The 12,486-nt window shown below is 44.6% G+C and carries 14 protein-coding genes; 2 read left to right on the top strand and 12 right to left on the bottom strand.

The annotated features are described in order from the left end of the window. Window positions 1–73 precede the first annotated feature (73 nt). The 8 genes from QT979_RS15175 to QT979_RS15140 all read right to left on the bottom strand — a co-directional run bounded on the left by QT979_RS15175 (window position 74) and on the right by QT979_RS15140 (window position 6,345). Entirely contained in the window at window positions 74–577 is a 504-nt protein-coding gene (locus QT979_RS15175; protein ID WP_333210130.1) for a hypothetical protein, read from the bottom strand. Between the two features lie 172 nt (window positions 578–749). Beyond that, window positions 750–986 carry a hypothetical protein gene (locus QT979_RS15170; protein WP_333114783.1) on the bottom strand — a complete coding sequence of 79 codons (237 nt, stop codon included), beginning with the start codon at window positions 984–986 and terminating at the stop codon, window positions 750–752. A gap of 19 nt (window positions 987–1,005) precedes the next feature. Continuing rightward, window positions 1,006–1,452 carry a DUF202 domain-containing protein gene (locus tag QT979_RS15165; RefSeq protein ID WP_333210132.1) on the bottom strand — a complete coding sequence of 149 codons (447 nt, stop codon included), beginning with the start codon at window positions 1,450–1,452 and terminating at the stop codon, window positions 1,006–1,008. 15 nt (window positions 1,453–1,467) lie between these two features. Next, window positions 1,468–1,890 (bottom strand): YidH family protein, encoded by a 423-nt coding sequence (locus tag QT979_RS15160; RefSeq protein ID WP_333083967.1) that lies wholly within the window; start codon window positions 1,888–1,890, stop codon window positions 1,468–1,470. A gap of 146 nt (window positions 1,891–2,036) precedes the next feature. Then, window positions 2,037–2,702, bottom strand: a complete 666-nt coding sequence (locus QT979_RS15155) for a hypothetical protein (RefSeq protein WP_333210134.1) — start codon at window positions 2,700–2,702, stop codon at window positions 2,037–2,039. Between the two features lie 540 nt (window positions 2,703–3,242). Further along, window positions 3,243–3,905, bottom strand: a complete 663-nt coding sequence (locus QT979_RS15150; protein ID WP_333310833.1) for a cadmium resistance transporter — start codon at window positions 3,903–3,905, stop codon at window positions 3,243–3,245. A gap of 20 nt (window positions 3,906–3,925) precedes the next feature. After that, window positions 3,926–4,630, bottom strand: a complete 705-nt coding sequence (locus tag QT979_RS15145; RefSeq protein WP_333210137.1) for a cadmium resistance transporter — start codon at window positions 4,628–4,630, stop codon at window positions 3,926–3,928. 212 nt (window positions 4,631–4,842) lie between these two features. Beyond that, window positions 4,843–6,345: an APC family permease gene (locus QT979_RS15140; protein ID WP_333210139.1), complete on the bottom strand. Its 1,503-nt coding sequence runs from the start codon at window positions 6,343–6,345 to the stop codon at window positions 4,843–4,845. A 391-nt stretch (window positions 6,346–6,736) separates the two neighbouring features. Here QT979_RS15140 and QT979_RS15135 point away from each other — a divergent pair, with 391 nt between their 5' ends. Continuing rightward, window positions 6,737–7,651 carry a LysR family transcriptional regulator gene (locus QT979_RS15135; protein ID WP_333210141.1) on the top strand — a complete coding sequence of 305 codons (915 nt, stop codon included), beginning with the start codon at window positions 6,737–6,739 and terminating at the stop codon, window positions 7,649–7,651. Window positions 7,652–7,788: 137 nt separating this feature from the next. Here QT979_RS15135 and QT979_RS15130 read toward each other — a convergent pair whose 3' ends face one another. Both QT979_RS15130 and QT979_RS15125 read right to left on the bottom strand, forming a co-directional pair. Beyond that, the gene (locus QT979_RS15130) at window positions 7,789–8,634 is read right to left on the bottom strand and encodes a prohibitin family protein (RefSeq protein WP_333210143.1); all 846 of its coding nucleotides are present in this window, start codon (window positions 8,632–8,634) and stop codon (window positions 7,789–7,791) included. A 53-nt stretch (window positions 8,635–8,687) separates the two neighbouring features. Continuing rightward, a complete protein-coding gene (locus QT979_RS15125) occupies window positions 8,688–9,890 on the bottom strand; it encodes an EAL domain-containing response regulator (protein ID WP_333210145.1) in 1,203 nt (400 codons plus the stop codon). A 421-nt stretch (window positions 9,891–10,311) separates the two neighbouring features. Here QT979_RS15125 and QT979_RS15120 point away from each other — a divergent pair, with 421 nt between their 5' ends. Beyond that, window positions 10,312–10,827 (top strand): heme-binding protein, encoded by a 516-nt coding sequence (locus QT979_RS15120; protein WP_333210147.1) that lies wholly within the window; start codon window positions 10,312–10,314, stop codon window positions 10,825–10,827. On the opposite strand, the gene QT979_RS15115 is transcribed toward QT979_RS15120, so the two are convergent. Both QT979_RS15115 and QT979_RS15110 read right to left on the bottom strand, forming a co-directional pair. After that, the gene (locus QT979_RS15115; protein ID WP_333210149.1) at window positions 10,814–11,230 is read right to left on the bottom strand and encodes a secondary thiamine-phosphate synthase enzyme YjbQ; all 417 of its coding nucleotides are present in this window, start codon (window positions 11,228–11,230) and stop codon (window positions 10,814–10,816) included. The two genes, QT979_RS15120 and QT979_RS15115, sit on opposite strands and share 14 nt — an antisense overlap. Window positions 11,231–11,326: 96 nt before the next feature. After that, window positions 11,327–12,427, bottom strand: coding sequence for a glycosyl transferase (locus QT979_RS15110; RefSeq protein ID WP_333310865.1), 1,101 nt, complete (start codon window positions 12,425–12,427; stop codon window positions 11,327–11,329). Between the last annotated feature and the right edge of the window lie 59 nt (window positions 12,428–12,486).

Raw genomic sequence — 12,486 nt, 5'->3', positions numbered from 1 at the left:
CTGATTTTCTGATATCTACCTGTGTAACTGATTAAAAACCCTCGATTTATTTATGGGGTTTATATTCGACTTTCTACCTTGAAGTGACGAGCGTCACAGGTAAAGCAGAGCTGAGGTTAACCGACTGTTGGCTGGAAAAGAAATCGGGAGTATCGAGAACATTAAAATGAATCAATGCCACAATGACAACTGTGAAGGCGGTTGATGATATTAAACCCGTCAATAACTCTTTTTTGAGGTTTTTTTCCTTGGGTTTGTCTGTAACAACATCTAAAGTTCCTAGCTGCATCAACAGAATTCCCACAATATTGGAAAGCCAGTAGCCGACAATTGTGCAAGGAAACAGCAAATCTGGGGAAAGCCAACTAAAGATATACCCAAAGGCGTAGGCAATTGGCAGATTGAAAAATATGTCGTTCCACCAACACAGCGGTGATAGCAAATATCCAATTGCCAGAAGCAACCCGCCTCTGATCTTTTTAAACCAGACTTCGTTAAAGCCTTTAGCTTGTGGCAACTGTTGGCTTAGTTGTCCTGCAATCTGGTACTCTTCAATGACTTTTTTAGCGTTTTCCACGTTAATAGCTCATTACTCGATCGACTTACCGTAGTTTAACAGCAAAGCTGAGTTATGTCTAGTAAGTCAATCGAGTTACCGTATTTTCTTGGTGATCGGCTGAATATACTTTGTTTCCGGTATAAAAATATCTATCCGGGAGAGGTTGTTGAGAATGCTGCCTGGTGTCGGTTTAGGCTGCGATCGAGAAATTGAAAGCTTCAGGCAAATGCTTGACAGTTTGCCAAAGATATGCAATATCGATACCCCAGTAAAATTGCAGGTAAACGAGCAAAAGCCCGATCGCAACTGTCACGCCTAGCAATTTAGGGACTATTTTCGCGACAGTCTCCAGCACTACGAATGCGGCCCAGATAGCAGCACCTAAGATGAGAATGGAAGCACTCGTGGCAACTATATCGCTATTCATGATTAACTCCTGTTGACAATCAATCGGGTATTACAAAACTACTTGGGCTCAGGGCAGTTGCCAAAATTGAATAAATTACTCCAATTCCCAATAAGCCCACAGCGGAACTGAAAAATAAAACCATGGCGTCTGGGGGATTGTAGGTATCGTGGTCAATTTGGTGGCGAACGGTGAAGTAGTGCTTAGTTGAGATTAAGACTGTCACCCAACCTATTAGAGAGAAGATTAAACCCAACTTCCACCCCATCGCCTGACGGTAATGTACGGGCATTTGCACGACGCGAAGTCGGATGATGACGACGCCAAAAGCCATGAGGGCGATCGCGGCCCGCATCCATGCTAAGAAGGTGCGCTCATTTGCCGATCGATCGATCACCCGCGACAGATTGGGCTGCTTTGGTTTCTCATCATCTACTTGCATCGGTTTGAACGATAATTGCACGCGATCGAACTCTTTAATATTCATATTAAACGGCTACCATTATTCAGGTGCCATCAAACCTTCTAAGCTAGAAGGAACGGTGAACATATAATAAATTACCCCAGCGCCTAAAATGGCGATCGCCAGACTGAAAAGAATTACCCACCGATCCGTAGGTTCATAAGTATCGTAATCAATATCGTGGCGGACGCCGAAGTAGTGCTTAGTTGAGAATAACACCGTCAGCAAACCCACTGCTGAAAAAAGCAAACCCAACTTCCAACCATTGCCGGGAGTTGGCAGCAGAGGGGCATGGAAGGTGCGAAGGCGGACGATAACTACGCCAAAACCCATCAGCGATATTGCTGTCCGCATCCATGCTAAATAGGTGCGCTCGTTTGCCAAGTGATCCCGCACCCGCGACGGATTTGGTCGCCTAATCTTTTCTGTATTTACTTTCGTGGATTTCCAATTTAATAGCATAGATTAGCCTTTTAATATTAACTCCAAATATGAAGGTAAACTGATAGATTTCCGCTGGGACGATTATCCGCCGGGGATAGCTCCCCGGCGGGTTGTTGCGTTGGAACAGGCTTTACACAGCCGATCGCATTACAACTTCACCAAAACTAATCATTTTCCTCAGTTGGTGCGTTGGGAACTTGCGTATCTATGTAAGCCTGAGTCACATCAGGAACAAACCAATTCGCATCCCCAGGCTGGAAAACCTTAGCAGTAGGAACGTTGAATTCTACAGCCCCCGTATCGGGATTAGCTCTGGCTACAACTTGAGTTCCGTCAACTATCTTAACAGCTATACCGCCCGTCAATTCTTCTGAAGGTTGATCGGTAGTTCTTAAATCGGTTGCTTTGATATCGCTGGGTAGATAAATTCCATCGCAATCCCATTTATGTTCAGTTGTTTGGCCGTCAGCTAGAAAATAAAGGGCATTCTCGTAAGTAGAAGAAGCGGCTTTTTTGCCTTTCGGGCCGTAGACAGCCAGGGTTTTTCCTGTCTCGTTGCGGCACTGACCCCAAGGCTTTCCCGTTTCTAAAGTGTATTTTTGAAACTCCAATTGAGCGATTTTTTGCTGAAGTTGCTCAGGGGTATAAGTCGGGGCGGTATCGGGTGCATCTTTCGCTGTCCTGAGAGTGTTCAAAGCTTGAGTCACCTCTATGTAGTCGGGATTGCTCGCATATTTTGGCGTTTTTGGAGCGTCTGCCCAGGAGGGGGGAACGAATACTAAATTGGCGGTCATTACCAAGAGCACTAAAACAAATTTGAAGATTTTCACAATTTTTGTCCTTTTCTAGATTGTCAGGTTTTTTTCAACTTTCTGTTGGCTTGCTATCTTAAGACTTAGGCAAAAACGAACTATCTTTAACTGGTTGGCCTGAGAAACCAAATTTGGCAGAATCGCAAAATCTGGTTTTTTAGGATTAGACCTATTGTCAAAGTCGATCGGTGTGGGGTAGTGGCAAAGTGTTCGGGCGATATTTTAAGGATTCCTCCTCAAATTTTTAGCTGAGTTGGATTCACCACTACAGGATTTAGTGAAATGACAGGTATATTCTTGCCTAAGTCTGGCAACTTGCTAGCTCACAAAATGGCTTGAACTTTCGTAAAAATTCGAGGCTAAATTAGTTTGAAGCTGCTTTTAGCTCGGTTAATTAGTTCATTATTAACTTAGCATATTTGGTGATATATGGCAAGTAATTTAGACACCATTTTAAGAAAACAATTGGCAAGGTAAAAATGATGGCTTATAAATTATGAACATCGGAAAAGTTATCTGCCTAGAGAGGGATATAAGTAGCGGAACCGAGGCTAATTCTTAGTTAAATTGAAATGCCGGGAGCAGGTGATAAGTACCGCTTTCAATCAGAATAAATATTCCCAAGCCAATTAATACAAAAGGGACAACAGCCTTGGTATAGCGAGTCAAAATAGGGGCGATCGCCCTTTGGCGAGTTAATCGGTAAGCGACATAAGACCAAACACCTACCATCACCGAGAAAACCGCCAAAATCACCACCAAGCTCGGCAAATCGCTGCTAGCAAACAGCGGCAAATAAATGCCGATGTTGTCTCCGCCATTGGCCACTGTTACCGCAGCCACATTCAAAGTTTGGGGATTGAAAAGATTGGCGAGTTTTGACAGCAAAGATGAGTTAGATTGACGGTTAAATTCGCCAGATACGGCTTGTACGTCATTTTCCTCATTATCTCTCCTGACTAAGTGACTGATGCCGATCGCGATCGGAACCAAACCCAGCAAACCAATCCAAGCTTTGGGCACAATTAAACCACCAAAAAAACCGGGCAAACTAGCAGCGATGAGTGCTGCAAATCCGAGGTACTTACCGAAAAAGATATGCCGGGGGCGGAAAGTATCATTTACCTGGGCGAAGAACAGCATCGAAAGCACCATATCGTCGATATTGGTTGCGGCAAAAGATGTAATCCCGGCAATAATCGCTGCTGCAATCCAATTCATGTGCTGTCCCTGCAATTTTTCTAAACTTCAGTTTCGCTGGCGTTACTTCTACTCATAGTTATCAAACAGAAACAGCAACCAACTAAAGATATTATACTTAAAGTTGGACTAGCCAGAGTGCCACTTTTTACCAGAATCGCCATTCCCAATCCGATCAAAACAAAAGGCACAAGCTGATTGCCGTAGCGAGTCAAATTATCCGCAATCGCCCGCATCTGAATTAACCGATAAGCAGCGTAGCACCAAACGCCCACCATCCCGAAGAATACAGTGAGAACCACCGCCAAACCTTCTAGAGTATTGCTAGCAAAAAGTGGCATATATATCCCGATATTGTCGCCCCCATTTGCCACCGTCACCGCTGCTACGCTGTAAGTTTGAGGAGACAAAAAACTTCTAAAAAAAGATTTCTCAGATTGCTCTACTTCTGTCTCAACTTCGGAATCGTCGGTTTCTGGATTCAGCAAGCGGCTAAGCCCGATCGCAATTGGCAGCAAACCCAGCATTCCGATCCAATCTGGCGGAAATATTAAGCTGCCAAAAAAGCCGGGAAGACTAACAAAAACCAGCGCAGTAAAGCCCAGAAACTGACCGAAGACGATATGCCTGCGCCGAAATACTGCATTCACCTGCGAGAAAAACAGCAGCAGAATCAGAATATCGTCTAGATTCGTAGCCGTAAAAGCTGTTATTGCCGTAGAAATTGCTGTTAGTAATTCATTCATTTCTGTGTCTCCTCAGATTTTTTATTGGTTGTACTTGCTGGGTTCGTATCTTCGGAACGGGCAAGATTCCCGTTCCACAAAAATTAAATTTTATTGTGAGCTGTTGATCGAAGCAACGCCTTTGAAATGCTGATTGACAATGCTGCAATATCTCAGTAAAAACCCAGTTGCTTAAAAACTATTTCTCCGAACAGCGCACTGGTAACTGCTAATCAAAAACGCTCACTGTCAAAGGGGACGGCTTTCAATCGAACACCGCCGTAAATTGCATTTTCTTCCTCGAACTTGGCATGAATTGCGTCAATACCCTGCTGCATCGATCCCGCGAGTTCAGGAGAACGCAGCCGTTGCCAGAAAAACCATCCGCAAGTAGCCGCCAAGTACATCAAGAACAAGTAAGGAAAGGCATTGTAAGGAGCTTCTGGAGGTGGGAACGTAGTGCTGCCGGGAATGCCAACGCTGCCCGCAATCGGAATCATCATAAATGCGATCGCCACCACGGAGAACAGCACATCTCGCAGGCGCAACTTACCAATTTTGTGCAGGTAAACCGGAGCTGCGATCGAAATTAAGACGTACACGGTTAAAAATCCGTAGCTGCAAATTGCCCCCAAATAACCCATACAATCGAACAGTTTGATGTTAAACATAGACATCACAGCCGGCACCAAAAATGTCATAAATGTACACAGGGTTACTGCAACGTGGGGAGTTTTATTAGACGAATGCGCTACACCTAATGAAGAGTGAAACAAACCGTGGCGCGCCATCATAAAAAACACTCTCGCCGCTGGATTGATGCTGCCGAGCACGCAAGCAAAAAAGCTAAATAAAGCGCCGAAAGCCACTAACTCTCCCAACCAACCCATGCCCACTTGTTGCGCCAGAAAAGTCAGAGGTTCTTCACTATTAGTAATAGAAACTCCAGTACCGCTAAAACCCAAAACCTCAATATAGGTCATCAGAATGAAGAATAAGCCTGCCATCACAGCGCTGCCCATGACAGCCCTGGGGATATTTTTTAAGGGTTTTTTCGCTTCGTCGCCCAGAGATGTCGCACTTTCAAAGCCAGAGAAACCGAACATTACTAAGACAAGTCCTGTCGCTATGTTCCCCGGAGTTACGCCTTCCAAAGTCAGTTGGGACATATCCAGGGCAAAACCTTTGTGCGCCCAGATGATCATTCCTAAAAGTGCGATCGCGGCCACTGATGCCCCCTCTAGCCACAGCATCGCCATAGCTGAGAGTTGGATATCTTTATAACCTGCATACCAAGCAACCCCGGCCCCGATCGCTAACAGCGTAATCGGCGAGGGATGGATGCCTAAATGACCGATGAAAGTACCCGTAAAGTTGGCAAAACCACACAAAACGGACATTGCAGTAAATAGATAAGCCAGTACCAAACTCCAGCCACAAATTACGCCGGCAGTCGGGCCTAGTCCTTTAACAATATAAGAATAAAGAGAACCGGCAGAAGCCGATCGACTCGCAAATTGGTTGATATTGATGCTGACAAATACTAAGCCTATCAAGCCGATGAGAAAGCTCAGCCAAGCCCCGTTACCCGAAAGAGCGACAATTAACCCTAGATTAGATGCGGGTATAGTTGTAGGTGCAATGACAGCAAAGGATTGAGCTAAAACCTCCCCAAACGAGAGGCAGTCCGGCTTTAAGCCGTGGGGACTGTGATTTTTTGGCGTTTTCTTAGTCATTTATCTTCTCTCTTGTTGTCGATCGACTTTTGGCGATCGGCTTAAACTTGTCGGTGCTGCTTCAGCATCGGGCCCTGCGTTAGAAGCTTAAGTATCACCTTAAGGCTCTTGACAGGTAGAATCAAATGGTCTTGTTTATCGAATTAATAAATACAAGTGATGCAGTGCCGTGGCAAAAGAACTGTTGGAAGACGAGACCTATCTGTCGCCACCAGCCCAAACCCTTGATGTTAAAAGGAAAATTTAAATAGCGGCTAACAACCGTGCTTTTCTGGGAATTCCAGTCTGTACCAGATACTCGAAAAGTTCAGGTCAAAGTTTAGCCGGCAAAGATTTTTATTTCAAAAAAAAACTGTCTGTATTTAGTAAAAGGGTACTCAGCATGGCCGGAATGACGCTTGACCAACTGCGAGTTTTTCTAGCTGTCGCGGAACACCTGCACTTCAGCCGCGCAGCAGAGGAACTTTACATCACGCAACCCGCTGTCAGCGCGACAATCCAAAGCTTAGAGGCGCAATACGGAGTAAAACTATTTCACCGCATCGGCCGCCGCATCGAAATCACAGATGCGGGGAAGTTGCTGCAAGTTGAAACTCAGAAAATTCTCGACCAAGTTGCTTTGACTGAGAGAGGTTTGCGGGAGTTGAATGACTTGCAGCGAGGCGAATTAAACTTGGGTTGTAGTCTGACCATTGGCAATTATTGGTTGCCTGATAAACTTAGCAAGTTTAAACAGCAATATCCTGGTATTTCCGTGAATTGTACTCTGGCAAATGCCGAAGAAATTTGTGCAGGGACGGCGACGGGAACATTTGATTTAGGTTTAGTGACGGGAGACATCAAAGCTTCGCTTAAGAACACTCTGGAGGAAGAAGTTGTAGGCAGCGAACGCTTGCTGATTGTAGTTGGCCAATCTCACCCTTGGTTTGAACGTGCAGAAGTGAGTTTAACGGAAATTGCGAAAACGGATTGGGTGATGCGAGAAGCTGGTTCTGGAGTTCAGCAAATGTTGGAACAAGCTTTGCAAAGTTGGGGCGTTAATCCCGATGAATTGAATGTAACTTTAGTTTTGAACAGCAGTGAAATGGTAAAAGCAGTGGTGGAAAGTGGCACAGGTGCAGCGGCTATTCCTGAATTGATGGTAAAAAAAGAATTGCAGCTATCTACACTACGAGCGATTAAAATTATAGATAGCCAACCAAGTTCTAATGTATGTTTGGAAATAATTAAACCCGTTTTAAAACTGAAGCACCGACAGCGTTTTCAAACTGGAATTACTAAAGCTTTTGAACAGATATTAACTTAAGGTGCTGGTAATTGGTAATTCAGGACTTACGCACCAATACTCAAGAAAGCGGGTTTTTTACCCACATAAAAAGCTAAACCCCGTGTATTTTCGTAAAGAAACCCGGTTTCTGGCTACCCCTGCGTGCAGGATTATAATTATCTCTCAACCAATTTCCTCAAGTCCAATATATTTTTACCCCCATCACCAACAATCAGCGGCAATTTCCCATCCCATTTTTCTATAGCCTGCCTTTCCAAAAGTTCCGGAGTCAAATTGTCCCGCAGCAACCTTTGCACTTCGGCTTCTCCCTTGGCTAAATTCACCTTAGCGTCCGCCTGTTTTGCTGCTTTTAGCGCTAAAAACTCCCCTCTTTTTGCCTCCTGTTCGGCAATTTGTTTCGCCTCCACCGCCTCGCTAAACCGCTCAGAAAAGTGAACGTGTACTAAAGAAATATCGTCAACGGCAATGTGATATGTAACTAGCCTCAAGGTCAAAGAATCATCAACTGCGGCTTTAACTTCTCCCCGCTTAGTAATAATTTCTTCAGCCGTGTATTTAGCCATAACTGCTTTTAATACTTCTTCAACAGCCGGCTCGATAATGCGAGCCACGACTTCTTTCTCGTCACCTATTTGTTGAAAAATAGCATTGGCTTCTTCTGGGATAATATGCCAGTTGAGCGCTACATCCGTGAAAACATCTTGCAAATCTTTTGAGGAAGCTTCAGCGGAACTTTCCTGTTTTTGTACCCTGACGCTCAACTTTTTTACACTATAAACTGTGGGGACTATTACGTGAAGTCCTTCTCCGAGTACCTGTTCTTGCACTTTACCAAACTGCATCAGCACGCCTCGTTCTCCAGCGTTGACAATGATAAAAAATCTGGATAAAATAGCTAAAAACACTATCAATAGAGCTAGTTGAATAGCTAGGTAAAAATCCTTATTTTTTTTATTGCTTGATTTGAGTGAGTCAACGTTTTTGCTGGATTCTACAACCATATTCCACCCCGATCGCACTTAATTCTCTGCTCAATATTGACTTAATAGATATTCTATTTTCCTGCTATCAACAATTGTTCAAAATCCGCTGATGCCAAAGGAGGACTAAACAAATATCCTTGCATTATATCGCACTTATAGCGCCATAGAAAATCTTTTTCGGCTTCCGTTTCAACTCCTTCGGCAATTACCTCAAGACAGAGACTGTGCGCCATTTCAATAATAGCTTTCACAATCGCTGCATTTGTGCAACCATCGGTTATATTGCTGATAAAACAGCGGTCTATTTTTAAAGTATCGAAGGGGTATTGCGTCAGATAGCTTAAAGAAGAATACCCCGTTCCGAAATCGTCAAGAGATATACAAACTCCCAAATTTTTCAAGTGTTGCAAAGTGGCGATCGCACTTTCGGCATCTTCTACCATCAAACTTTCTGTCAGCTCTAATTCCAAACTGCTCGCTTGCAAACCAGTTTCTGCTAAAATTTGGGCAACTCTGCTGCTGAGATCCGGTTGGTGAAATTGGCGCGGCGACAGATTCACCGCTATCCGAAGCGAAAAACCAGCATTTTGCCAAACTTGCATTTGCTTGCAAGCTGTGTGCAAAACCCACTCGCCTAACTCTACAATGAAGCCAGTTTCTTCGGCATGGGGAATAAATTCTGCAGGCGAAATCAGCCCTTTTTCTGGATGTACCCAGCGCACTAAAGCTTCGGCGCTCATAATCTTACCTGTCTGGACATTGACTTGTGGCTGATAGTAAACTTGGAATTCTTCTCGTTCCAGTGCGTCGCGCAAACTTGTTTTTATCTGCTCTAATTTGTCGGTGGCATCTTGGTTGAATTCGCTGCTTGGCGATCGCAAAGTATTGTACTGTTCGGCGACAGCTTCTTGTTTTTTCAAGCGGCTCGATATCGCGCCCACAAGTTCAGCTTTACTAAAAGGTTTAGTCAGGTAATCATCTGCTCCCAATTCCATACCTTGCCGCATTTCAGAGCGATCGGCTTTACCGGTCAGAAAAACAAAAGGTACTGTAGCAGTAACCGGATTAGATCGCAAGGCCACCAGCACCCCATACCCGTCAAGTTCTGGCATCATCACGTCGCAAATAATCACGTCGGGAACATTTGACACCGCCGCATCTAAACCTTTTGCTCCATTTTCTGCACCCGTCACGTCGAAACCTTCAGCTTTGAGGAGTTTGAGAATATTTTCCCGAATTACTTGCTCGTCCTCAATCACTAGAATCTTTTTCATACGTCATTCCCTGAAAGCGGTATAATTGATAGGCGTTATTGAACGCGATAAGCGTGGCAATAACTGAGAACGCACAGCTCGATCGGCCCAACAGCCGAATATTTTCCGACACAAATAGCAAACACCTGAAAAACGCTAATTTTTCAAGCACAACTAGATTAATGTTTCTCTGCTTACTCAGTGCCGTCCGTATTATTATGAGGTTAATTAATAATCTCTCAACTAATTCTAGGCGATCGATAGTTAGCAGCGCCTTAAATAACTGCTAAACTAATTGTGCCACCTGAACGATTGTCTGCAAACAATCTCAGTCTATTTATACCAGTTGTCAAAAATAATGCAACTGCAAGCAAGTTCCAAACCCTTGCGGAGTCAGTATTCCCCCATTTTTCAATGTAAAATCTCAACTTTTAAATCTCAAATGGTATTACCTACTGGATTCCCTGAACCCGCACAGATTGGGGTCATAGAAGTTAAGCAATATCCTCACTACCGCGCTGTCACCTACACCCACGCGGGCGATTTGCGACAAGCAACTGGCATCGCCTTCAATCCCTTATTTCAACACATCAGCAACAACCAAATTGCGATGACAACGCCAGTAGAAGCGCGCTACACGAAAACTTCCGGGCAAATCGATGCAGTTCCTCAAGCTGAAGTTTCGTTCCTCTATCCCGCACCAAATATCGCCCCCAGCAGCGTTAACTCCGCTGTAGAAGTTACGGATACTTCGCCCATGATGGTTGTCAGCATCGGCGTGGGCGGGGCCTACACTTGGGAAAGCTACGAAAATAACCTCCAGAAACTCAAAGATTGGCTTCAAGAACATCCTGAATACGAAATAGTCGGGCCGCCGCGCCGCTTTTTTTACAATTCCCCGATGACGCCGGAAGCAACTAAAATCAGCGAGGTACAAATTCCGATCAAGTGCCGCTGACGTGAACAACTAATTCGCGAATATGACCCCGCTGACGATGTTCCCACAGGTAAATTCCCTGCCAAGTTCCTAACAGCAACCTGCCGCGGTCGATCGGGATTTGTTCAGAAGTATGAGTCAGCGCAGTGCGAATATGCGCCGGCATATCGTCTGGGCCTTCCGCATCGTGAATGTAGCGATCGTCCTCCGGTACCAGTTTAGCCAAAAAGTTAGCCAAATCCTTAAGTACATCCGGGTCAGCATTTTCTTGAATCACCAAACTAGCAGAAGTATGGCGCAAAAATAAACTACAAAGTCCCGTTTTAATACCTGAATTCGCCACCACATCTTCTATCTTAGGAGTGATTTTGGACAGAGATTTTCCTGTAGTTTGAATCTTGAGTATCTGTTGATAGTGATTCATTCGATTTTAGATTTTAGATTTTGGATGAGACTGATGCAAAAGTCTTCTGTCGGCGGAGGTAGACTTTGTTTGTGTAAGATCGATTTCTAATCGCACTTATGAAAAATAGTCTACAACAGCTTGGGCGAGATCCTCCGTACCATTTTTATCCAATTTACCCGACAAACGGGGCGGATGCAGCGGTTGCCGCAAAAACTCCCAATCCCCCTCAAAAAACTCCGTCGCCGTCAAGATTTGATGTTCCGCATAATTTTGAATCCCTTCCAGCAACACCCCAGCTTCTGCAAAACCTTCTCTCATTATAGAAACGACAGGTATTTCCAAGCGCAAAGCTTCCGCAAAAGTGCTGTATCCCGGTTTAGAAACTAAGCGCCCGCAGACAGGCATAATATCAACCGGACGGGGTAAAATCGGGAGAGATTTTGCAAACTCCTGATTTTTGACTTTAATCAAATTCGGCAAATCGGGAGATCCCGCATCAAAAGTAATAAATTGCCAGTCGCTAAATAGCTGTAAATTTTGATAAGGAATTTCCTCTAAACCCAATCCGCCGAAAGTCAACAAAACAGTTTTTTCCAGGGGTGTTTCAATTCCGAATACTTCCCGAATTTTCTCGTTACTGTAGCGAGGATTGCCGCCAGTCAAGCCAACATCTTGAATATTGGGGAAAGCTGTCATCGGTTCGTGCAAAGGAAGACGAAAAAGCCGATCGCACATTCCGAAACATTCACCAATCCAATCTGCCATTTCTACAAATTCCCCGCCCCACTCGCGATAGATAAAATCCCACCCGAAATTGCTCATCATCCAGCAGGGAACCCCAGCCGCTGCCGCCATTCGCGTTGCCAAAGGAGGAATATCTGCCAGCACCAAACCCACCCGATTTTGCTTGATAAAATTAACTTCGCTGGCAATTAGGGAATTTTGCTTTTTCCGGATTTCCCGCAATTTTTCCAGCGTCGCGTCTTTATCCATATTCAAACTGTCAGCTTGCACCACACCCACATCAAAAGCGCGGGGACGGTGGATAAAGTCGCCACCAATATAACATTCTAGCAGCCAGCGAGGTGCTGTTGTTGTGATAATTAGTAAAATCTCTGGATTTAATTCTTGAATTTTTGCAGCTACGGAGGAGACTCGGACAGCGTGGCCGAATCCGTGATTTGTGATGGCAATATATAATGTTGGTCGAGACATTGATAATAGGGAATGGGGAATTGGGAATTGGGCATCGGGCATCGGGAATTTGAGGTAGA

Origin of the sequence: Microcoleus sp. w2-18bC1 (assembly GCF_036700365.1) — a bacterium.
GTDB lineage: Bacteria > Cyanobacteriota > Cyanobacteriia > Cyanobacteriales > Microcoleaceae > Microcoleus.
The sequence above is the reverse complement of the archived record's forward strand: the minus strand, read 5'-3'. Positions and strand labels throughout refer to the sequence as shown.